The 21839-nt window shown below is 71.6% G+C and carries 17 protein-coding genes and 1 pseudogene; 4 read left to right on the forward strand and 14 right to left on the reverse strand.

Going from position 1 to position 21839, the window contains the following annotated elements:
* Positions 1-50 precede the first annotated feature (50 nt).
* The 3 genes and pseudogenes from ACSNOH_RS00685 to ACSNOH_RS00695 all read right to left on the reverse strand — a co-directional run bounded on the left by ACSNOH_RS00685 (position 51) and on the right by ACSNOH_RS00695 (position 2607).
* The gene (locus tag ACSNOH_RS00685) at positions 51-1280 is read right to left on the reverse strand and encodes a glycosyltransferase (protein ID WP_436719171.1); all 1230 of its coding nucleotides are present in this window, start codon (positions 1278-1280) and stop codon (positions 51-53) included.
* A 141-nt stretch (positions 1281-1421) separates the two neighbouring features.
* A complete protein-coding gene (locus ACSNOH_RS00690; protein WP_436719147.1) occupies positions 1422-1817 on the reverse strand; it encodes a DUF1992 domain-containing protein in 396 nt (131 codons plus the stop codon).
* Between the two features lie 101 nt (positions 1818-1918).
* Positions 1919-2607, reverse strand: a pseudogene (locus tag ACSNOH_RS00695) (SDR family NAD(P)-dependent oxidoreductase).
* Between ACSNOH_RS00695 and ACSNOH_RS00700 the strand changes: the two are divergent.
* The 3 genes from ACSNOH_RS00700 to lanKC all read left to right on the forward strand — a co-directional run bounded on the left by ACSNOH_RS00700 (position 2599) and on the right by lanKC (position 8545).
* Complete coding sequence (locus tag ACSNOH_RS00700; RefSeq protein ID WP_436719172.1) at positions 2599-2853, forward strand: TetR-like C-terminal domain-containing protein; 255 nt, start codon at positions 2599-2601, stop codon at positions 2851-2853. The pseudogene ACSNOH_RS00695 and the gene ACSNOH_RS00700 overlap by 9 nt on opposite strands.
* A 269-nt stretch (positions 2854-3122) precedes the next feature.
* Complete coding sequence (locus tag ACSNOH_RS00705; protein ID WP_436719148.1) at positions 3123-5492, forward strand: tetratricopeptide repeat protein; 2370 nt, start codon at positions 3123-3125, stop codon at positions 5490-5492.
* A gap of 356 nt (positions 5493-5848) precedes the next feature.
* Positions 5849-8545: a class III lanthionine synthetase LanKC gene (gene lanKC, locus ACSNOH_RS00710; protein WP_436719149.1), complete on the forward strand. Its 2697-nt coding sequence runs from the start codon at positions 5849-5851 to the stop codon at positions 8543-8545.
* A gap of 273 nt (positions 8546-8818) precedes the next feature.
* Here lanKC and qhpG read toward each other — a convergent pair whose 3' ends face one another.
* The 10 genes from qhpG to ACSNOH_RS00760 form a co-directional block, all read right to left on the reverse strand.
* Positions 8819-10288, reverse strand: coding sequence for a flavin-dependent monooxygenase QhpG (gene qhpG, locus ACSNOH_RS00715; protein ID WP_436719150.1), 1470 nt, complete (start codon positions 10286-10288; stop codon positions 8819-8821).
* Positions 10285-11622: a radical SAM protein gene (locus tag ACSNOH_RS00720; protein ID WP_436719151.1), complete on the reverse strand. Its 1338-nt coding sequence runs from the start codon at positions 11620-11622 to the stop codon at positions 10285-10287. The genes qhpG and ACSNOH_RS00720 overlap by 4 nt, the downstream gene beginning before the upstream one ends.
* 47 nt (positions 11623-11669) lie before the next feature.
* On the reverse strand, positions 11670-12539 hold the full coding sequence (locus ACSNOH_RS00725) for a hypothetical protein (RefSeq protein ID WP_436719152.1): 870 nt from the start codon (positions 12537-12539) through the stop codon (positions 11670-11672).
* The gene (locus tag ACSNOH_RS00730) at positions 12536-13945 is read right to left on the reverse strand and encodes a hypothetical protein (RefSeq protein WP_436719153.1); all 1410 of its coding nucleotides are present in this window, start codon (positions 13943-13945) and stop codon (positions 12536-12538) included. Before ACSNOH_RS00730 ends, ACSNOH_RS00725 begins: the two co-directional genes overlap by 4 nt.
* Positions 13946-13994: 49 nt before the next feature.
* The gene (locus ACSNOH_RS00735) at positions 13995-15485 is read right to left on the reverse strand and encodes a ferritin-like domain-containing protein (protein WP_436719154.1); all 1491 of its coding nucleotides are present in this window, start codon (positions 15483-15485) and stop codon (positions 13995-13997) included.
* A 266-nt stretch (positions 15486-15751) separates the two neighbouring features.
* The gene (locus ACSNOH_RS00740; protein WP_436719155.1) at positions 15752-16669 is read right to left on the reverse strand and encodes a DUF6891 domain-containing protein; all 918 of its coding nucleotides are present in this window, start codon (positions 16667-16669) and stop codon (positions 15752-15754) included.
* A gap of 65 nt (positions 16670-16734) precedes the next feature.
* Positions 16735-17127: a hypothetical protein gene (locus tag ACSNOH_RS00745; RefSeq protein ID WP_436719156.1), complete on the reverse strand. Its 393-nt coding sequence runs from the start codon at positions 17125-17127 to the stop codon at positions 16735-16737.
* Positions 17128-17235: 108 nt separating this feature from the next.
* Positions 17236-17460: a hypothetical protein gene (locus tag ACSNOH_RS00750; RefSeq protein WP_436719157.1), complete on the reverse strand. Its 225-nt coding sequence runs from the start codon at positions 17458-17460 to the stop codon at positions 17236-17238.
* A 187-nt stretch (positions 17461-17647) separates the two neighbouring features.
* A complete protein-coding gene (locus ACSNOH_RS00755; RefSeq protein ID WP_436719158.1) occupies positions 17648-18592 on the reverse strand; it encodes an ATP-grasp domain-containing protein in 945 nt (314 codons plus the stop codon).
* A gap of 433 nt (positions 18593-19025) precedes the next feature.
* Entirely contained in the window at positions 19026-19988 is a 963-nt protein-coding gene (locus ACSNOH_RS00760) for a methyltransferase domain-containing protein (RefSeq protein ID WP_436719159.1), read from the reverse strand.
* 32 nt (positions 19989-20020) lie between these two features.
* Between ACSNOH_RS00760 and ACSNOH_RS00765 the strand changes: the two genes are divergently transcribed.
* On the forward strand, positions 20021-20662 hold the full coding sequence (locus ACSNOH_RS00765; RefSeq protein WP_436719160.1) for a DUF998 domain-containing protein: 642 nt from the start codon (positions 20021-20023) through the stop codon (positions 20660-20662).
* Between the two features lie 171 nt (positions 20663-20833).
* Here ACSNOH_RS00765 and ACSNOH_RS00770 read toward each other — a convergent pair whose 3' ends face one another.
* Positions 20834-21763 (reverse strand): LysR family transcriptional regulator, encoded by a 930-nt coding sequence (locus tag ACSNOH_RS00770; protein ID WP_436719161.1) that lies wholly within the window; start codon positions 21761-21763, stop codon positions 20834-20836.
* Positions 21764-21839: the final 76 nt, after the last annotated feature.

Consider the following 21839-nt stretch of genomic DNA (forward strand, 5'->3'; position numbering starts at 1 on the left):
GAGGGGCCGACTCGATGCCTGGGAGGGGGCGGCTCGACGCCCCACGCGGCTCACGCCGTCATCGACTGCTGCCCCTTGCCGATCATGTCGAGAAGCTGCTTCGCGGCGACCGCCGCGCCGTCGGTGCGGATCGTGGCGGCCACGGCGGTCGCCCGCGCGCGGGTCTCGGGGGCCAGAGCCGTCCTGAGCGCGGCCGAAAGGGACTCGGTGGCCGGAACCGGACCGTCGTGTGCCGCACCGATGCCCAGTTCGGCCACGCGTCCCGCCCAGTACGGCTGGTCCGCCGCCTGGGGCACCACCACTTGGGGCGCGCCGGCCTGGGTGGCCGTGGTCGTGGTGCCCGCGCCGCCGTGGTGCACGACGGCGGCCACCCGGCGGAACAGCGCCTGATGGTTGACCTCTCCGACGGCGAAGCAGTCGTCCCGGTCGTCGATCAGCGACAGGTCCGCCCAGCCGCGGGACAGCACCGCGCGGCGGCCCTGCGCCCGTATCGCCTCGACGGCCACACGGGCGGCGTCCTTCGCCGCGTGCAGGGGCATGCTGCCGAAGCCCACGTACACCGGCGGATCACCGGCGTCCAGGAACGCGACCAGCTCGTCCGGGAGCGGGCGCTCGTCGGGCAGGATCCATGCGCCCGTCTGGACGACGTCGAAGCCGGGGTTCCCCCGCCACGGATCCAGGACCGGGTCCGTCGCCAGCCACGGCCGGTCCCCGACGACGTAATCGCGGACGTCGGCCACCGGGGCCAGGCCGTTCGCCGTCCGGTTCGTGTTGAGCGCCTCGCCGAACAGCACGTTGATGCTCCGGGCGTCCAAGTCCCACAACACCCGGTTGTCGGTCACCTCCGGCGGGAACGGCCGGCCCGGGTACGCCAGCGGCGCGCGGTGCGGTGACGGCAGGGTGAGCTGCTGGAACGTCACGGACACGGCGGGCACGCCCAGCTTCTCGGCCACCGACAGCGCACCGGCCGCGGCCGGCACCATGCCGGTCGCCACCAGCAGATCGCACCCCTCGGCCGCCTCGGTGACCGACTCGAACTGCCCGGCGATCAGGGAGGCCGCGCGCTCGGGCAGGGACGACGGCGCCGGCGCCGCCTTCGTCAGCTTGCGCGCCGACGGACCGACCGGCACCAGCGGCACCCCCACCTCGGCCAGCCGCTGCGCGAACGCCTCGTCCGGCGGCGCGCACACCCGCACCTCCGCCCCGAGCGCCCGCAGCTGCACAGCGAGACCCACCAGCGGTTCGACATCCCCGCGCGACCCGTACGTCGACAGCAACACACGCACTTCAGAACTCCCATTTCCGCAGGTCCCGGCCTTACGAACGGAGATTCTGCGGCATGGCGGGGGCCTTGCGGCAAGGCCCCCTGTGCGCTATAAGTTAAGAGTGGCGAGGAGTGAGCAACTCCTCGTCTTTGTTTTTTACCGGTTCTCCCGCCACGCCCTGAGGACGGTCTCGACGTCGTAGGGGGAGAGGTTCAGCGGCGGGCCGGGCGGCGGCATGCGGAGGGCAGCGGTGATCTTGTCGTTGATCTCGCCGATGATCCGCCGCACCTCCCGCTCCGTCCGGGCCTCCGCAGCGGCGGCGAGGGCGTCCTCGGCCTCCTTGCGCAGGGCGAGCGCCGGCGGGAGGAAGGAGACCTGCTCGCGCCGCATCTTCTCCTTGATCCACCAGTCCTCGTCGTAGGGACGCTCAAGGCCGGGAAGCGGCTTGCCGAAACCCGGCAGGTCCTTGAAGGCACCGCGCTGCTCCGCTTCCCGGATCTGGCGGTCGGTCCACGATTCGAAGTCGATGCCACGGGGCTTGCGCTCGGTCACTGTCCGCTCCTCCACCGCTCGGTCTGCCGTCGCTGATTCCAGGGTCGCAGACGCTCGGGGAGCGCCGTCAGGGGAGCAGCCCGGGGAGGGGGAACGCGGGCCTACCAGGGGACGGTCTCGCCGTGGCGGTCCAGGAACTGCAGCCCGGGGCGCCCGCTTGCGCTTCGAGGACGTCGGCGACGGCCGGGATGCTCTCCGTGGGGAGGAGAGGTGCGCCGGGTCCGCCGAGCCGGGTCCGGTTGTGACCGGGGTCGATGAGCAGCTTGGTGTGTCCGTCCCCGGCGTGGCGGGTGGCGTAACTGCGCATCAGCTGGTTGAGCGCGGCCTTGCCGGCCTTGTAGAGCTCATAGCCGTCCTCGGTGTTGCGCGAGGTGCTGCCCTGCTCGGAGGACGTGACCGCGACGGTACCGCCGGGCGCGACGAGTTCGCGGAGGGCCTCAAGGGTGCGCAGCGGGCTCAACGCGTTGGTGACCATCACCTCGGTGAACATGCCGGTGGTGACCTCGCCGATGGGCAGGTTGCCCCGGTCGATCGCGGCGTTGACGAAGAGCAGGTCGAGCCGGCAGCCCTTCAGACGCTCGCGGAGCGCGGCCCGCTCTTCGGGGATCGTCATCTCCAGTGACTCGACGGTCAGTTGTCCGTTCCAGGCATCGGCGCGGGCTTGCAGCTCGCCGCCTTCCTGGCGCGTGGTGGCCGTGACGCGCCAGCCGCGTCGGGCGAGCTCGTCGGCAAGGGCGAGCCCTAAGCCGCGGGAGGCTCCGAGAAGGTCCTGCTCGCCCTCATCGCCCAGGCTCAGCTCGATCCCGGCACGGCCGAGAGCTTCCACAAGCGCTATCTCGGTCCACGCCGTGACCAGGAACGCGACATGCTCGCACGGGCAGTCGACGTCGGCGAGATCTCGCCCGTGCTCGGCCCCGACGCCACGATCGACGCCCTCCTCGGCCCGATCGTGTACCGCGCCCTGACGGGATCGAGCGTCCCCCGCAGCCTGGTGGACACCCTCCTCGAGGAGCTGCTCAGGCCGCGCTCGAACTGAGCGCCCTTCAGCTGTTCGCCGACCGGATCAGCCGGACGCCTTGCCGCGGCATCCCGGGGGTTCCGGTGAGCCCGGTGCATCACCTTCCGCGACACCGCCGGCAGGAACAGCGGCACCACGGTGGCCGGGGCTCACGGTGTTGTCCGGTACGGCCATCGCTTCGTGGGCCTACAGGCGGGTGTGCGTACGATGTCCGCACGTGTGGGGGTTAGGGGCTGACAGGACGCGGGGGGCGCAGGTGTCGTCAGGCGAGCTGCTTCGGGTTACGGGTGGAGCGCGGCTGGTCGTTGTCCCAGCTGTCCCAGCGGGTGCACTACAGCAAGAGTTACCTGAGCCGGGTGGAGAACGGCCTGCGCGTCATGTCGCTCGACCTTGCCCGGCGGTGTGACGAGGCGATGGCCACGGACGGCCGTCTGGTCCGGCTGGCGCGGGAGCTGCCGCCGGCGGAGTCACCGCCGCCGAGCGGGCGGCCCGACGGCCTCACGCCCGCCTCGCGCGGCCCCGTCCCGGCCCAGCTGCCGGCCATGGGGGAGATGTGGGGACGGGAAGGCGAACTCTCCTACGCAGAAACGTTCCTGTCGCGGCAGCACGGCCCCGCCGTGATCGCCGTGGACGGCATGGCGGGCGTGGGCAAGACGACGTTCGCCGTCTCGCTGGCCGCACGCCTGGGCGCTTCGCACGGCGACGGAGCGCTCTTCGCCGACCTGCGCGCACACGGCCCCCGCCCCGACGAGGCGTCACCTCACGACCTGGCCACCGGCCTGCTGCACGCTCTGGGGCTCGGCGCGCGGGCAAACGCCCTGTCCATGGGGCCCGACGAGCGGATCGCCCTGGTACGCAGCGCCCTGGCCGAGCGCCGGGTGGTCATGGTGCTCGACGACGCGGCCCGCGCCGCCCAGGTCGCGCCCCTGCTGCCGGCCACCGGCGACAGCGTCGTCGTCATCACCAGCAGACGCTGCCTGACAGCCCTGAGCGTGCGGCACGGCGCCCTGCGCGTGGCCCTGGAACCGCTGCCACCGCAGGAAGCGGTGCTGCTCATACGGCGCACGCGAGCGCTCCGCGGGGGCGGGGGAACGGACAAGGCGCAGATCGTGGACCCCGCGACGGCCGCAGCCGGGGCTCCAGCCCCGGCCGTACACCCGGCTGCCGCGCGCGACGACGCCGACGCGACGCTGGCGACCGTCGCCCGCCACTGCGGCTACCTCCCGCTGGCCCTGCGGATCGCGGCCGAGCACCTGGCGGAGTGGGGAGACGGCTTCGCCGCGGCACTCGGCGGCGAACCGGGGCACGCGACGCCGCGCCTGGACCTGCTGGCCATCCCCGGCGAGGGCACCGGCGTGCGCGCGGTCTTCGACTGGTCCTACCGGGCGCTCCCGGCCGACCAGGCCCGGGCGTTCCGGCTCCTGGCCCTGCACCCGGGCGCCGTGGCCGGTCTGGACGCCGTGGCGGCGCTCCTCGGGGAGCCCACCCCGGTGACGGCCCGTCTGCTCGGCGAGCTGCGCACCGCCAACCTGGTGATGGAGGTCCGGCCGGGCCGCTTCCGCATGCACGACCTGCTGCGCGAGTACGCGCGCGAGCGCGCCGGAACCGAGGACGGACCCCGGGCACTGGCCGCGTGCACCGAGCGGATGCTCGCCTGGTACCTGCACACCGTCGAAGCGGCAGCCGACCTGGTACTGGGCACCGGACGCCACCGCGTACCGATCGTGGACATCCCGCACGGCTGCCGGCCCCTGGCCTTCGCCTCCCTGAGCCAGGCGCTGCGCTGGTACGACGACGAGCGAGCGAACCTGCTGGCCTGCTGCCGGCAGGCCGGCGCCACGAACAGCCCGGTGGCCTGGCAGCTGCCCTACGCACTGTGGCCGTTCCTCTTCCTGCGCCATCACCATCTCGACCTGCTGGAAGCCGGGGAACTCGCGGGCGAGGCCGCGGCGGCGGCAGCAGCCGGACCGCCGGCCGAGGCCTGCGCGGAGACCGTCCTGGCGAGCGCCCGGGCCGGGCTCCGGCAGCACGCCGCGGCCGACAGTCACTACCGCCGTGCCGCCGAGCGGTTCGCCGCCGCCGGGGACCCGGTGGGGGAGGGGACGGTCCGGCTGGCGTACGCGCTCTCCTGCATGCGCCAGCAGCGCAACGACGAGGCGGCCGTCCTGGTCGGGCGCTCGCTGGACCTGTTCACCGCGCAGGGCGGCCGGTGGGGGACCGCCATGGCGCTGCTGTGCGTGGGCGAGGTGCACCTCGCCCAGGGCCGCCCGGGGCAGGCGCTCGCCCCGCTGCTCCAGGCGCTGCAGCTGCATCGCGCGCACGGCTCAGTGTGGCTGCAGGCGTCCACGCTGACCCTGACGGCAACCGCCCACCGTGAGCTGGGCGACCACCGGCAGGCCGTCCGCTGCTACGGGCGCGCCCTCGTCCTGCACGCCCGTACCGGCATGCTCGCCGGCACCGCGCAGGCGCTGCACCAACTGGGGATCAGCCTCGCCACCCAGGGCAAGACACGGGCGGCGCGGCGGGCGTGGCTGCGGGCGGCCGGCATCTACCGGTCTCTCGACGACCCGCGCCAACACGACGTGCAGGCCTGCCTGACCGGTGACGGGGCCTACGGGTCTGCCTGCTCCGGTGACCGGGCCTACGGGTCTGCCTGACCCGGTGACCGGCCCTGCAGGTCTACCTGACCGGTGACGGGGCCTACGGGTCTGCCCTGACCTGGTGACGGGGTACAGCCTGTCCGACCGGTGACCGGCCCTGCAAGCCAATCCGCCCCGGTGCCGGGCCTACAGGCCTGCCCGCCCTGGTGATCGGGCCTGCGCCTGTCCGACCCCAGTGACCGGGTCTGCAAAGCCCGTCCGCCCCGGCGACAGGACCCCCGCACCGCCCGCCGTTGCCCGCCCGCCCCGTCGTTGGCAACACCAGGCAACGCCCGTAACGGCCGCGGCGGGGCGGAACCGTCCTACGGTTGTGGCGCTGGTGAACAGCACGCCACACAAGGGGGATTCGTCACGTGCGCCCATCCGACTACGAGCCGTACTGCCAGACGGACCCCGTCTTCTACGACGACCCCGGCCGGCTCGGCGACACGGAGACCCTCTACCCGCAGGCACGCGACCCGCTGCCCGGCGGGTGGAGCAGAAGCCGCGACAGCGTCTGGGTCTACCTCAGCCCCGACGGGGTGACGCTGCCCGAGCAGGGCTGGAAGGTCCACGTCTCCAGCACCCCCGACGAGGCCCCCGACGTCATCGGCGCCGTCCTCGGCTTCTGCTTCCGCGAAGGCGTCAGCGTCAAGTTCCTGCGCAGCCGGGAGGCCGTGCTCAACGCGAACTCCAAGTACGCCCCGCGCGGCTCCAGCGGCAAGCTCGTGACGATCTACCCGCGCGACGAAGACGAACTCCGGCGCGTGCTGCACGGCCTCTCACCCGTACTGGCCGGACGGCGCGGCCCGTACATCCTCAGCGACCTGCGCTGGCACGACGGCCCCCTGTACGTGCGCTACGGCGCATTCCGCCAGATGTACTGCCTGGACGAGCAAGGGCGCACCGTGTCCGCCCTGCGCGACCCCGCGGGACGACTGGTGCCCGACCTGCGCCGCCCGGTCTTCTCCGTGCCCTCCTGGACCGACGTGCCGGAGTTCCTCGCCGAGCAGGTCACGGCACGCTCCGCGCCCCGCCCCGAGGACTTCCCCTACCGCATCGAGCGCGCCCTGCACTTCTCCAACGGAGGCGGCGTCTACAAGGCCCGCGACACCCGCGACGGCCGCACCGTGGTCCTGCGCGAAGCCCGCCCCATGGCCGGGCTGGACCGGGCCGGCACCGACGCCGTCGAGCGCCTGCACCGCGAACGCGACATGCTCCGGCGCCTGGACGGACTGGACTTCGTCCCCCGCCTCCACGAGCACGTGACCGTCTGGGAGCACGAGTACCTCGTCGAGGAGTTCATCGAGGGCGAGAAGCTCGAACGCCACCTGTTCGCCGGCCGCCACCCCCTGCTGGGAGGGGAACCGGAGCCCGCGGCGCTCGCCGCGTACGCCGCACAGGCGCTGGACTTCACCGACCAGCTGGACCGGATGATCACCACGCTGCACAAGCAGGGCGTGGCCTTCGGCGACCTCCACCCCGGCAATGTCATCGTCCGGCCGGACGGCCGCCTCGCCCTCGTCGACTTCGAGCTGGCCTTCGACCTCGCCACCGGCACGCCGCCCGCGATGGGCGCACCGGGCTTCATCTCGCCGGCCGCCCGCACCGGCACCTCCGTCGACCGGTACGCACTGGCCTGCATGCGCCTCTTCCTCTTCATCCCGCTCTCCTTCCTCGTCGAGCTGGACTCCGCCAAGGCCGGGCACCTGGCCCGGGCCGCCGAGGAACTGTTCGGCCTGCCGGACGGCTTCGCGGCCGAAACCGTACGGGCTCTGCACGAGGCCTGCGGGGGGCGGCTTCCCGCAGGCCGCACCGCGAGCACCGGCACGAAGGGACGCGCGCTGTTCGTACCGGACGGCGCGTCCCCGGACGACTGGCAACGGGTGATGGACGAACTGGCCGGCGGCATCCTCGCCGCCGCCACCCCCGAGCGCGAGGACAGGCTCTACCCCGGCGACCCCGAACAGTTCGCCGCCCAGGGCGCCGTCAACCTCCTGCACGGCGCGTCCGGCGTCCTCTACGCCCTGGCCGAGACCGGCTACCCGGTGCCCGACCAGCACGTCGAATGGCTGCTGCGGGCCACCGGCCCGGCCCCGGACGTCCGCCCCGGTCTCTACGACGGCCTGCACGGCGTCGCCTTCACCCTCGACCGGCTCGGACTGCCCGACCTGGCGCGGGAGGCCCTGGAGCGCGCCCGGACCGTGACCGCGAAGCGGCGCGAGCTGGGCGTCCTCGGGCACGACCTCGCCGGCGGCCTGGCCGGCATCGGGCTCGGCCTGCTCCACTTCGCCGACCGCCACGGCGACGGCACGCTGACCGACGAGGCCGTCGCCGCCGGGCGAGCACTCGAACAGGAACTCGTGCAAGACGCGGCCGCGTACAACAGCCCGGAACCCGGCCCGCGGCGCTCCGGGCTGCTGCACGGCGGGAGCGGCCGGGCCCTCTTCCTCACCCGCCTGTACGAGCACACAGGCGAGGACCACTGGCTGGACCTGGCATCCGCCGCACTGGCACGCGACCTGCAGGGCGCCCAGGTGGACGACAAGGGCATGCTGCTCGCCGAGGACGGCCGCGCCGCCGCCTACCTCGGCAACGGCTCGGCCGGCGCCGTCGTCGCCGCCCGCGCGCTGCTGCGGCACCGGCCGGACGACCCCGAGCTCGGCCGGACGCTGCCCCTGCTGGAGCGGGCCTGCACGGCGCAGTTCCTCCTCATGCCCGGCCTCTTCCACGGCAGGGCCGGCCTCCTCTGGACGCTGGCTCAGGCCGCGGCGGAGGACGACGCCGCACCGGGCGGCCCTGTCACGGCGGACCGCGCCGGTACGGGGCACGCATGGGCGGGCGAGCAACGCGACCGGCAGCTGGCGCGGCTCGCCTGGCACCTGGTCCGCCACCAGGACCGGGTGGCCTTCCCCGGCCACCAGCTCTACCGCCTCTCGACCGACCTGGCCACCGGCTCGGCAGGCATCCTGCTCGCGCTCCACGCAGCGCTCACCCGGAAGGGCACGCCCCTTCCCCTCCTGGACCACCGCGGCGCACTGCCGTCCGCGGTGAGCAAGAACCAGCGGTGAACCCACCGCTGACCGTTCCCAGCCCCACCCGATCCCACGGAAAGAGGTATGTCATGGCTTTCGTTCTCGACCTTCAGGCCCTGGAAGAGGAGTCCGAGTCCGTCGTCGAGTCGCTCTGGTGCAGCCACTGGACCACGCGCACGTGCATGTGACGACGACCCGATGAGGGGTGCGGGGCCGTCCCGGACAGGTGCCGGTGCCCGCACCCCTTCGGCATGCCCCGGTCGTATCTGCGGTCCGCGTTCAGCGCGGGAGACCTCGGCCGGGCCGGACTCAGCCGACCGCTGTCATCATGCCGTGCCCGTAGAGCCATGCGGCGATGGACAGGGCCCGGCCGGACGGCATGGTGCGGCACCATTCCCGCAGGGTTTCGGCCAGTGTGCGGTCGCCGGACAGGGATTCCACGAGCGGGGCCAGCGCGAGCCCCCCGACGTAGGCCACCGGCCGGGCCAGGGCGGGGTGGCTGAGTGCCGGGCGGAACGCCACCTGGTCACCCACCACGCAGGGGGTGCTGACCAGCTCGGCGGCAGGGGACAGGCGCAGCCGCCGGTGCATCAGATGCATCAGGTGCGTCAGGTCCGTGGGGGAGGCGGGTGCGGACGGCGGGGCCGGGAGCGGACGAGCCCGTCGGCGCCAGAAGGAGCTGTCGTGATGGAGCCGGTGTTCCGCGTAGTGTCCGCCGGCCCACTTCACGTGCTGTTCGGCGGAGTGCCGCTGGCTGTCACGGCAGTAGGCCAGTGCGGCGGCTCGGTCGCCGTGCTCGGAGAGGAGTGTGTGTACGGTGACGGCACCGGACAGCGCGTTCTGCAGGGCCTTCTCCACGCCGGACGAGGAGAGCGGGTCGATGGCGAACGCCGCTTCACCGAGCCTGATGTGGTCCTCGCCCACGGGGTCGGGATGGACGTAGCTGGTCGCGTCGCAGACACGGACCGTCGCCCCAGTCAGGTCTGCCGTCAGCCCACGGAACAGCTCCGAGCCGGCCAGCAGGCTCCGGACGCAGCTCTCCGGAGAGGCCTTGCGGGCCCCGGAGCGGCGGAGGTGCTCCGGATCGGTGAACGCCATGACCCGGTAGCCCCCGTCCGGCAGGAGCGTGCCCCACAGCCAGCCGTCCGGCAGGGCCTCCACGCAGGTGGGCGGCGGCCCGTACGGGTCGGCGCGCAGGGTCGTGTGCAGCGCGATCGTCCGAGGGCCGGTACGGGTCACGCGGCCGCCGAGGACACGGGCCCGGCCGGTGGCGTCGACCAGGAACCGTGCGCGCAGGACTCGCGCGCCCTCGGGGGTGGTGAGCGGCACCTGCCAGCCGCCGGTCTCCCGGCGCGGGCGGCGCGCCAGGGCGGGCTGGAGCACCCCGGCGCCGGCAGCTCGCGCGGCGTCCAGGAGCAGCTGGTCGAAACGCCCTCGGCAGACCGTGAGACCTGCCGTGCCCTCGGGGAGGCGTACGTGCCGCACCGGGCCGTCCCCCCAGCGGACACGCGATTCGGTGCAGGTGAGGAAGCCCGCGTCCCGCACCGCGGGAAGCACCCCGAGGCTGCGCAGCAGCGGCCGGACGGCCGGGGTCAGCGCTTCGCCGACGTGGGGGCGCGGAAACGGCTGCCGTTCCACGACGAGCACCTGGTGGCCGAGCTCGCTCAGGCGCTGGGCACAGACCGAGCCCGTCGGCCCGGCGCCGATGACGCACACTTCGGTGTCGTGCCCGGCCTGTGAGGCGACCGTGGTCGTGAGGGATGGCGTCCCGGCGGTCATTTCGGTGTGCGGGTGGCCGGCACCGGAAGGAAGTAGTCGGGCCGGCGGACGCGCAAGCGGTGGTACGCGCCCATCGCGTAGTGCAGCCAGCCGCGGATGTAGTGGCAGGCGGGCCGCCCCCGCTGGATGACCTCGTGGTGGCAGCCGCCGCCGCACAGGTACCGTGCCCAGCACGAACGGCACGGCTCCTGACGGTGCACGTGCCGGTCGCTCAGCCATGTCAGCCGGCGGCTGCGGTCCACGCCCCGGGCGAGATCGCCCATCGTGCCCTCGGGGTCGCCCACGAAGCGATGACAGGCGGCGAGGTCACCTTCGGCCGATACGCCCAGATACCCTGCCCCCGCGCCGCACGGATAGGGGCGGTGCGTGCCTCGGTGGAGTTCGCGCAGGGCGTTGACCAGGTTGGTGAACGGGTAGCGGCGGCCGGCGATCACCTGGCGCTCGAACTCCTCGCCGCAGGCGACCATCTGGCCGAGCATCGTCTCCAGGCCGGAAGGCGAGAGCTCGCCGCGGCCGTTCGGGGAGCTGAGGAGCGGGGAGAAGCCGACGCTGTGGAAGCCCAGCCCGACGAACGCGTCCAGGGTCTCCTTCAGGGCGAGGTTGTCCGGCGTCACCGTCACCCGGGCCGAAACCTGCATCCGGCGCTGCGCGGCCAGCAGCGGAGTCACCCGTGCGATGACCTTGTCGAAGCTGCCCCGCCCGTCCCGGTACGGGCGGAGCGCGTCGTGCACCTCACGGGTGCCGTCCAGGCTCACCGTCACCGCGAAGCCGTGTTCCTCGAAGAAGTCGGCGTCCGCGGCCGTCACCGTCGTGCCGTTGGTGGTGATCGAGAAGGTCACGGGCACGTTCTTCTCACGCGAGAGGCGGACCGCGTGCTCGGTGGCGGCGTGAATGACGGGCCTGTTGATCAGGGGCTCGCCGCCGAGGAAGGAGAGGTTCACTCGCTCGCCCGGTGCGGCGCCGCGGAAGAGCAGCTCGACCGCGTCGAGCGCGGTCCCGGCCGGCATGCTGGTGGGCGTCCCGCCGAAACTGCCCTGCTGGGCGTAGCAGTAGGTGCAGCCGAGGTTGCACTTCTGCGCCACCGCGAGAGACAGGGCGCGCACCGGTGGTTCGGCGGGCGGGCTGTCGTCGATCAGCGGCGGGGCGTCCAGTCCGAGTCGGGACATCAGCCGGGAGAGTCCGTCGTCGTCGCCGTCCCGCCGGGCGCCGTCGAGGAGCGCGTACGTGGCGGCATCCAGGTCGAACAGGCGGCTGCCGTTGACCAGGAAGGCGTGGGTGCCCACTTCGGTGCGCACCAAGTGCAGGCCGGGGCTGACCGGGGCGGACGCGTCCATGAGTGCGCGCACCTGATCGCGGGCGGCGGCCCCGGCGGGGGAGGGCGTCACCGGACGGCCTCGTCCGTGGTGTCCGGGTCCGGGTAGTCCCGGCCGCCGACGACGAACCGCAGCCGCCGCTGCCATTCCCGGAAGAGGTCGTCGTACGTGAGGAGGCGGGTGTCGGCGCCCCGGTCGAGCACGTACTCCTTGGGTTCGCGGTGCACCGAAAGCCAGTTGTTGCCCACGCTGAGGCCCTGTTCGTCGACGTCGACGTTGACGAAGTCCGGCCGGCTCGCCGCCCAGTAGTAGCAGGCGCACTCGCGGTAGTCGTTCTGCCAGGGGGAGCAGAGACTGCTGGTCAGGTCTCCGGGCCGCACCAGCTGCTCGTCGATCACGGCCAGTCGTTCGTTCACCACCTCGCTGGTGGCGAACAGCGGCCGTACGGTCAGCTCCACCGTCTGCAGGGCGGCCGGGTCTTCGGGGATGCCCGCCGGGTTGGGAGAGGGGTTCTTGGTGAAGTCGCACGCCACCTTCTGGTTGACGTGTTTGTCCAGGACTCCGGCGAGGGAGTTGGACCATTCCAGCATCGTCACGCCGTCGGGGTTGCCGGCCGGAGCGAGCCCTTGGTCGTATCCGGGGATCTGCGGGCCGGACAGGTTCCCGATCACCGGTTCGCCGGCCACGCGGAGCAGCCGGCAGCCTACGAGAGCGCTGTGCTCCGGGTCGGCCCGGACGACGTAGTTGTCCGCCTCGTGCAGCTCGATGCCCTGGAGAATGCGGCGCCAGATGTTGCGGAAGTCGAATTCCAGCCCGGGGAAGGCGTTGGAGATGGCCGATGCCGCCAGGGTGCTCGGCGGGTTGCCGGCCGCCCTGTAGTGCAACTGGGCGGAGAGGTTGGCCGGATGGATCGAAGGCGTCGTCCGGGAAGATGTCATTCCTGCTCCTGCTGGGCGGTGTCCGGGGCGGCGCCTGTGCCGGACCCGTCTTCCGGGAAGATCGACCGGCGGGCGACCTTGCGGACGATGTCGGTCTGGCGGCGGGTCAGTGCCAGGGAGCGGCCGTCCGCTCCGCGCATCAGTGCCGGCATCTTGCGCCGTCCCTTGGCGGACAGGTCTCCGACCTCGTCGAAGTCACGCAGCACGTCGGCGAACCACGGGGCCGTTCCGCTGTGCAGGCCGGTCAGGATCTGCTGGTGCAGATTCAGCAGCGCCGTCCGGTCGACCAGCGACGGCGCCATGATCGGCTCGAACAGGCGGCCGGTGTCACCGGTGTCCTGGGCGGCCATCGTGTTGGCGGCGCCGACCAGGCCGGTCACCGCGTTTCCGTTGAGCACCGAGGTGTTCATCAGCCGGACGGTGTCGAAGGCGCGCCGGACCACGTCCTCGGCGGCCTCCGGCGTCGCGTCCCCCGCTCCGGCCGTGGGACCGAACATGGCCTGCTCCAGTTCGTCCGCGACGGACCGGACCGGGAAGCTGTCCGGAGCGTAGGCCGGCGGGCCGGCGCCGATCCACGCGTAGGCGGTCAGCCGTGTGCCCTCGATGGTGAGCTCCGCCCTGACCACGCCGTCGCACTCGTCGTCCAGATAGCCCTTGCTGGCCCCTGTCTCGCTGTCGCCGGCGTAGATGCCGCCGGGGACGGTCACCGTGGGGTCGGCCGGATCGGTATACCCCAGCCAGCCGCCCTTCTGGCCGTTGTACAGGACCTCGACGACGTTGGGGTCGTCGTCCGGCGGCCCGGGCGGCGGTTTCTCCCGGCTGGAGCCGTAGACGTAGCCTGCCGCGGGCACGAAGCGCAGCCGGATGCCGGGGAACTCCGCTGTGGGCCTGATGTACCGGACGTGCCCGAGCGGCAGCTCCTTGCCCTCCCAGAAGTTCGGGCACGTGCCGTTCAGCGCGTGCACGGCATGGTCGTGGAACGGGCCGGCCTCGGCTTCGATCCGGTCGGCCTCGTCCCCCGTCCGCCGGTAGAGCTTGTGATTGGCCACGTGCACGGACCAGCGCACGTCCTGGGGGCCGAGGCCGCACCGCTCCAGCAAGCCGGTGGTCAGCGGTTCCAGCACGTCGTCCCGGTCCGGAACCGAGGTCAGCGCCCAGACCTCCAGGAACGGCGCCACGGGCCGGACGCTGCCGTCCTCGGTGAAACGGAGGGCGGTCGGCGCGTCGGCCGAGGTGATGGCCCCGCTGTCCGGATCCACGACGAACGTCGGGGCGGGGAGCAGCTGCCGGGGAGACAACGGGCGGTCGGGGTCCAGCAGCACGTCGTAGTTGTCCATGGGCCGGGCCGCCGCACCCAGGCGACCGATCGCCAGGGGCGGGAGGATCCGGAGTTCCTTGATGAGCACGTTCTCTCCTCCTCGGGGGTGCATCACGGCCGAGTGCCGCTGCCGTCGCTCAGCCCTCGGCCAGGATGCGGTCGATGGACTCCCGCGCCTGCGCGTCCGCCTCGCGCAGTGCGCGGAGGTACGCCTTGCCTTCGGCCGTCGGTGTCGTGCTCAGCAAGGTCTCGACGAGGGGAACCGAGGCCTCTGTCAGATCGCGCTGCAGCAGCCACCGGTTGCGGTCGCCGGCGGGGAGGTCCAGCGCGTACGGCATCTCGAAAGGAGGACCGGCCAGCAGACCGGAGGCATTCTCCGCGTCCAGCGGCAGCCGGAGCAGTGCCCCGGAAATGGCCCGGAGGTTGTACATCTCGCCGAAGGCCCGGTGGATCAGCGACCCGCGTGCGGTCAGGGTGGCGCCGTTGTCGAGGGGGCCGACGAGGCGGAAGGCATGGGCGAGATCCGTCAGCAGCATGCGGTAGCGCAGGTTGAAGAGGTGACCCCAGTCGGCGGCCTCGCGGTGGGTGATCGGGTTGACCTCGGGCCGCGGCTGCCCCGGTCCGGCGGTCAGCGCGGATGTCAGGGCGACGGTTTCCTCGTTCAGCCGGTGGTCGGTGCGCGGGTTCTCGGCCACGGGCCGGGCCACCGCGTCCTGGTCCGCAGGGTCCACCCGTTCCAGCTCGCGGAAGATCCTCAGGAATCGGTTGAAGTGGGACGGATTGCGGGGGTCCTCGCCGTCCGGGCTGTCAGGGGCCGGGAGCGCCTCGCCCTGCTCGCCGATGTTCCTGAGCGCACTGAGGGCGCTGTCGCGTGAGTAGACACGCAGGATCAGCAGGTCGGGCGACTGGGCCTCGGGAACGTTCCCGGAGTCGCGAGCGCGCTGCCCGCGTCTGTACCCGCGGCCCCACTCGTCCCAGGACGCCTGGTAGGGAAGTGTCGAGGCCTGGAACGCGGTCTCCGGGATGCGGCTGCGATCCCGGAGGATGGCGGACAGCCGCTCGTAGAGGGCGCCGACGCGGTTCACCGGCACGTCCTGCTCCCCGGCCGCCAGCCGCCTGATCCGCTCGGCCTCCTCGCCCGTCCAGTCGAGAGGGCTCTCGGCGCAGATGTACCGGGCGAGCGATTGCCGGGTGAGCCGCCGGAGCGTAAAGGGGAAGGGGTAGAAGTCGGTGCCCCACGGGTAGTCCTCCCGGCCGAGATTGACCGGGCCGCCGAGCGCGACGAGCAGGTTCTGCACGGTGAGGAGGTGGCCCATCTCCTCCTTCGCGATGCCCAGGATGACCTCCTGCCAGCGCCGCACGTCCTTCCGGAGACCCTCGGGGACCTGGGGCCCTCCCAGCGAGTACGCGGCGAACAGGTACTGCACCATCAGGGAATGCTCGATCTCCGAGGCGACGCGCAACAGCATGATGGTGTAGTCACGCCAGTTGAACTCGGGCGGCAGCACCGGCCCCGCGGCTCGCGCCGGGGCCGCGGCCTCCCGGCCTTCCACAGCCTCCCGGGCCTCCGCGGGCACGGCGAACTCGGCGAAGACGGAGTCCAGGTGCCTGCTGATTCTCGTGCGCATGCGTTGCCGCCCCAGGATCGACGTACCAGGGCGCCCCCGCCTCGCTCGGAGCGCGGCACCCGCAGTCACCCACGGTGACCTGCGACCCATGCCTTCCCCGCCGTGATCGACACGACCTGCCGACCGGAGCCGTGCCACCCGTACGGCGCAGGGAGACGCCTCCTCGGCGCGCTGTCCGGGGCGGACCAGGCGAGTAAGCCCGGCCGCCAAGCGGAACCCCTCCTGGTCAGGGAGCGAGGGGTGCCCGGCGGCCGTGACGACACCGGTTAGCCGACCAGGCGGCGGCGCCAGTCCAGGGGGGTGACGGTGATGGCCCGGCCGGGGTCGCGGTCCCACTCGGTGGGGAGGCCGACGGCTTCGAGGGCCGCCACGACCTCGTGGCCGATGGCTGCGGTGGTCTCGGACGAGCCGTCGAAGCCGCCGTAGAGGAGCGTCAGTCCCTGGCCGGCTGCGGCGGAGTCCGTGCACTGGGTGTGGAAGTAAACGAAGCCACGGGCGTCCGGCCCGCCTTCGCCGCCGATCTCGGACTGGCCGCAGCTACGGCAGCAGGTGAAGTTCTCACGGGCCGTGATACCGGCCTCCTGCAAGGCGGTGAACGCGCGGGTGAGCCGCTCGGGGTCGGTCTCGCCCTGCCATGCGGCCTGCTCCGCGACCCGCTCCAGCCACAACCGGTCGGCCAGCGCCTCCGCCTGCTCACGAGACACGGGCCGGCGGTCCTTGGTGACCAGGTAGTCCTCGGCGAGCTCGGCCAGTTCGGAGCGGGAGGCGTAGCCACCGACCAGCACCTCCCGTACGCGCCTCTCCAGCTCGGCGCGCTCGTCTTCGCCGAGGTCGAGGGGCGGCACCTCGTGGGCGGGGCCCATGTCCAGGAGCGACCAGGACAGGTCACTGTCCCATCCGGCCTCCTGGCGGGCCCAGCCGGTCATCGCCGCAATCACAGTCTCGGGTCCGTCGGCCGTCGCCTGGAAATGCCGGTCAGCGGTACCGTCGCGGTACTCCAGCGTGTAGTCGCCACCGGCCTTGTGCCAGACCTGGGCGAAGACATCGGGCAGGTCGGGTATGCGCTGGATGACCAGGAACCGGTCACCTTCAGCACCTATGCGCCGGACCAGACCAGCCAGCTCCTCGGCGGACACACGGACGTGCCGCTGCCAGTTCTCCGTCTTCACCACGATCTCGAGCATGCGCAGACTCTGACACAGCCCTCTGACAGCGGCCCTCCCGGGACCCGGCCGCTGTTCAGGGTGGGCTACCCGTCCTTACGGGTTCTGCCCGCCTCCGAGGTGCCCGTTGCCGGGGAACGGTCGGCCGGGGTGGGCCGGTAGACCACGAGCGGGCAGACCCCGCAGGCGCGCCGCCCGTCCTGGGCGAACCACCGGCATTCGGCGCGGATGCCGCAGCGCGGCAGGCCGTCGTCATGCTCCTGTCCGGCTTCGTGCCGGGCCGCGACCAAGCGGCCGACCAGGGAACAGTGCCGGCCGCTCCAGTGCTCGCAGGCGTCCTGCGCGCACGAGTCCGCGAAGCGGAAGCGGGACTCCGGGTCACCGTGCCCCGCGCACGCCTCGATGAACTGCTCGTCGACGGGCATGGCGGGGCGCACGTAGCCGAGGCGCCCGTCCTCTCCCAGCACCGCGATGAGCACGGCTCCCTCGTGGCAGGTGGAGCTGGGGCACAGAGCGCCTCGTTCCGCGGTTCCCGGGAGTGGGAGCGGGACCGGCACCGGTGGGGTGCCGGAGTCCGTGGGCGCCACCTAGACCCCGACCTGCCGTACGCGGATGCCCTGGGTGTGGCCGCCGCCGATCCGGCCGATCGTCAGGTCCTCGGCCAGCAGGTCGTGGGCCTGGGCCTGAATGTCGACGGTGGCCAGTTCGGTGAGGACGGCCTTGCGGATGGCGGCGTCGATCCGCTGCACGACTTCGTCGGGGAGGCTGATGCCCTCGAATGCGACCCGGAACTCCTGCCCCTTGTTCGGCATGGCGACGCACCTTTCTCACCCCGCCACCGGCCTTATGACGGGTACCGGGGGACGACTGGGACACGCGGGAACCGATGGGCAGCCGCGGTGTCCTCAGCCAAACACCGGGCTGCGCCCCGCGCGACCGTACGCCTCCGGCAGGGTGACGGACAGGCACGTACACGCACGCACACGCACGCACGCATACTCATCGCCCTGAGGCTTCTGTGTTCGACAGAAGGAAGTCGAAGAAGTGGTCGGCCAGCGGTTCCCCCAGCAACGGTTCCAGAAAGAGGAACTGTCCCTGAGGATTGACTTCCAGCCAGACCGGTTCGCCGTGCGGTGTGAGCTTGATGTCGATGATCCCCATGCGCAGGCCGAGTCGCTGCAGCACCGCAGCGACCTGCCGGGCGAGCCCGTCCGGGACCTTCCATTTGGAGATGGGAACGTTCAGGTCAGGACGCCAGTCAAGACGGTCCGTCTCGATCAAGGCAGCGTAGGAGCGGTCACCGAAGCAGTTGAGCCTCACGTGCTGCCGGCCGGGAACGTACTCCTGGTAGACGGCAGGGCAGGCAGTGAAGGACTCCTCGGGAATGGACGACGGATCATCGATGTACTGCGTGAACGTCAACGGTCCGCTCGCTCCTACCACCGGTTTGACGATGATTCGTCCCACCTGCCGGGCGAACTCGATGACATCCTGGCGCGATTGCGAGACGAGGGTCCGCGGAACACGGAGACCTGTCTCCTGCGCCACGGCAAGCTGGTACAGCTTGTCCGCAGCGCGGTCGGTCGCCTCCGGCGACGATATCCACAGGCCTCGGTACGCTGCGGCGAGGATGCCGTCAAGGGCGCCCCGGCAATCGTTGTTGATCAGGCGCCGCTGATGGTCGTCCGCCGTGTGGGCCGAGGCTTGCTGATTTGCTCTCATTCTCCGCCACCACAGCACCGAGACCTCCGAGAGCGGCAGGGCAAGACCACCGGAGGTCAGAACTGTGGCGGACGCGTCTTCGTGAGAATTCCAGGCAAGACTGCGCCGCCCGCTGATCTGGTCACACTCGATGATGTGAAAATCGGCGTACCCACGGCGGGCGGCGGCCTCCCGAACGGCAAGGGTGTGCAGATCATCTCTGACGGACACCGTGAGGATCATTGCTCAGCGCAGTCCACACAGCAATCGTCACTGCAACCGCACGAACAGGACTCGGACGCCGACCTTGCCATGTTGCTGGCATCGATCCTGAGACCGGTGGTGGCGCGGACGGCCTCTTCCCATTCCTGCAGCTCCTCAGGAGTCTCCAGCCGAATGTAGGAATCGGGCTGGACCCGCAGGACGACCGGGGGAGCCGCCGCAGAACCCATGCTGGTCAAGCCCTTCGTCCTTGCCCCGACGGGCTCCCCGAGCTTGAACGCTGCCATCGAAAATCACCTCCGGGGACGATGAGGCGTGCATATTCCCCTTGGGTCCATGACATCACCACCCCTGTGCCGATGCATGTTCAGCCGGATGCCAGTGACGCACCGCAACTCGTCGCAGACGGTTGGCGACCGGCCTTCGCCCCGGCGGATCCGCGCCGTGATCCGGCCTACAGTGTGCTGCCGCCGGGATTCCCCGGCACGGTGGCGGCGGTCAGGAAGTAAGTCACGGCGTACAGGAAGCGGTCGTTGCCGATGGCCTTGTCGAGGAGGGCGTTGAAACGGTCGGCCTCGGCCCGGCCGAGGTAGCCGCGGTCGGCGAAGGCGCCGGCCCAGTCGCGGATGCCCATCGTGCCGTCAACGGACTCCGGATCGCGGATGAGAAGTGTCCGTGCCTCGGCGTGGATGTCCTCAAGGCCGTGATCGGCGAAGAGGCCGGGCACCGTGCGTGCGAAGGTGCCGTTCCTGATGTTCTTGGTCCGGCGGAGAGAAAGCACCTTCTCCGCCAGGTCTTCGTCTTCGAGGGCGAGGGCTTGTGTTCCTGTGTCGGGGTCGCACACGACGATGCGCCCGCCGGGGCGGGTGACCCGCAGCAACTCGGTGACGGCCTTTCCGGGATCGTTGACGTGCTGCAGGACACGGTCGGCCAGGACGCCGTCGAACACCCGGTCCCTGAAAGGCAGGTGATGCGCGTCCGCGACGGCCACGCGGGGCAACCCGTTCCTCCTCATCTCGCGGCACATGACGGCGGACAGATCGCAGGCGGTGACGGCCGCCCCGGATGCGCCGGCCAAACGCAGAGCCGCCTCACCGGTCCCGGCTCCCGCATCCAGGATTCTCCGGCCCGGCCGGGCCCGGAGCAGTTCGTGGAGACGTTGCTTGTAGGAGGCGAAGAACGGGTCGTCGCTCAGCCGGTTCAGGGTGGTGACGAGGCGGCTGGGATCGGAATGGGCGTCGAGGTCGGAGAAGGCATGCGGCACGCAGTGGTCAGCCATATCGGGCCACGATACGGAGGGCCGGCCGGCACCCGTTCGTAGGGTCTGCCCTACCTCGCTTAGGGGGCTCGCCGGAGTGCCCGGGGCTTCAGCCTCATGATCAGCTGGCTCGCACAGCAATCGTGTGTCAGAAGTCATAAGTCAGAAGTTGGAAGTCAGAAGGTGGACAGGTGAAGGCTCGGATCGGGTATGCCGCGTGGATCGTGGGTGTGGTGCAGTTCTTTGTGACCCACGGGATCGTCGAGTCGGCCTGGGCACGACCGTACAGCTGGGCGCGGAACAACATCAGTGATCTGGGTAACGCTCACTGCGCCATGCAGCAGGAACCTCAGCTTCGGTACGTGTGTTCGCCCGACCACGGGCTGATGAACGTCGCCTTCGTTGTCCTGGGAACGCTGCTCGTCGTCGGCGCCGTTCTGACCGGTCCCCTGTGGCGGCGGAGCGGGATCGCCACCGCGGCCCGGATTCTCCTCGTCTGCGCGGGCCTGGGATTCGCGGTCGCCGGGCTGGCACCTGCGGACGTCCACGAGAACGAGCACGTTCTGGGTGCCCTGCTCATCATGGGCCTGGGCAACATAGGCCTGCTGCTGGCGGGGGCCGGCCTGTCGAACGGCGTACCGCGCCCGCTGCGCTTGGCCACCAGCCTCCTGGGGGTCGTGGCGATTGCGGCTTTCGTGCTCTTCCTGTCCCGTCACTACGTGGGGCTGGGCATGGGAGGCATGGAACGGGTCGCGGCACTTCCCGTCCTGGCGTGGGCGCTGGTTGCCGGAGTGCGCGGTCTGCTGGGCCGGGCAATTCCCGGGCAGGCGTGAGCTGCTAGGCGTCTCGGGGCGACACATTGTTGCGCGGCCGCACCGCCGCGGCGCCAAGGGACACTTCATCCGGCAGCCGGATAAGGGGTATTCATCCGAGGCTTGGATAACGTAGGCGGCGCCCCGCCGTTCGCCTGCCGGCGCACCATACGCCCCGCCGTTCGCATGCGCTTACCGGCGCACCGTACGCTCCGCCTGCTCGGCGAGCAGAAATGCGAGCTCCTCGGCCAGTTGCGCGGCGGGGCCTCGTCGGCGGCGGGAGAGGGCCAGGCCCAGATGGCGGCGCGGGCTCGGCTCCGCGAGAGGGAGCGCCACCAGCTCCGGGTGGTGGGTCAGGCCGATCTCGGGGATCAGCGCGATGCCGATGCCGGCGCGCACGAGGGACTGGGCGAAGTCGTAATCCGTCGCCGTGCACGAGATCTGCAGATCGACACCGGCCAGGTCCGCATGGCGGGCGAGCTGGTCGGCGGACTTCCGGCAGCCCAGTATCCACCGCTCGCCGGCGAGTTCGGCCAGGTGCGGCGGCTCGGGCCGGGCCTGGTAGCTGACCGCGGCCGGGTGGCGGTGCCCCAGCACGACTCGCAGCGGATCCGTGCCGAGGGGCGTCCAGTCCAGTCCGGACCGGTCGCCGGGCCGGGCGGGCGGCGGGCCGTCGAGATGGTAGGCGAGGGCGAGGTCGGCCCGCCCCTCGCGGACGTCGGGCAGGCTCTCCTCCGGTTCTGCCTCCACGATGGTCAGCTCCACCTCAGGGTGGTCGGCGACGAACGCGGCCAGGGCGGCGGGCAGCAGCCGCCGGCCCGCGCTGGCGAACGTGGCGACGGTGAGGGAGATCCGCTCGGCGGACAGGCGCGCGATGCGCTGCTGAGCGTCGGCCAGTTCGGCGGCGATCGCGTCGGCGGCCTCGACCAGCAGGCGGCCCGCGTCCGTGAGCGTTACGCCTCGGGTGGAGCGTTCGACAGCGGGTGCGCCAAGGTTTCGCTCAAGGGCGGCGATCTGCTGCGAGACGGCCGAGGGAGTGCAGTACAGCGCCTGGGCTGCCTGATTGAAACTGCCGTGACGGGCGACTTCGCGCAGGACGGCCAGCCGCTGGACGTCAATCAACAGTTCTCCTTAAAACGGGGTCCTGTGATCGATACTACTGCTGTCGATCATCGTCGGGCAGGCTGATCACCGAAGA

It is taken from the genome of Streptomyces sp. URMC 127 (assembly GCF_051386535.1).
Classification (GTDB): Bacteria; Actinomycetota; Actinomycetes; order Streptomycetales; family Streptomycetaceae; genus Streptomyces.

What these genes read in the sequence shown, in the direction of transcription:
- qhpG (WP_436719150.1), bottom strand. Translation starts at nt 10,288, where the DNA reads ATGACCGCCGGGACGCCATCCCTCACGACCACGGTCGCCTCACAGGCC.
- ACSNOH_RS00720 (WP_436719151.1), bottom strand. Translation starts at nt 11,622, where the DNA reads ATGGACGCGTCCGCCCCGGTCAGCCCCGGCCTGCACTTGGTGCGCACC.
- ACSNOH_RS00725 (WP_436719152.1), bottom strand. Translation starts at nt 12,539, where the DNA reads ATGACATCTTCCCGGACGACGCCTTCGATCCATCCGGCCAACCTCTCC.
- ACSNOH_RS00735 (WP_436719154.1), bottom strand. Translation starts at nt 15,485, where the DNA reads ATGCGCACGAGAATCAGCAGGCACCTGGACTCCGTCTTCGCCGAGTTC.
- ACSNOH_RS00740 (WP_436719155.1), bottom strand. Translation starts at nt 16,669, where the DNA reads ATGCTCGAGATCGTGGTGAAGACGGAGAACTGGCAGCGGCACGTCCGT.
- ACSNOH_RS00750 (WP_436719157.1), bottom strand. Translation starts at nt 17,460, where the DNA reads ATGCCGAACAAGGGGCAGGAGTTCCGGGTCGCATTCGAGGGCATCAGC.
- ACSNOH_RS00755 (WP_436719158.1), bottom strand. Translation starts at nt 18,592, where the DNA reads ATGATCCTCACGGTGTCCGTCAGAGATGATCTGCACACCCTTGCCGTT.
- ACSNOH_RS00760 (WP_436719159.1), bottom strand. Translation starts at nt 19,988, where the DNA reads ATGACTTCTGACACACGATTGCTGTGCGAGCCAGCTGATCATGAGGCT.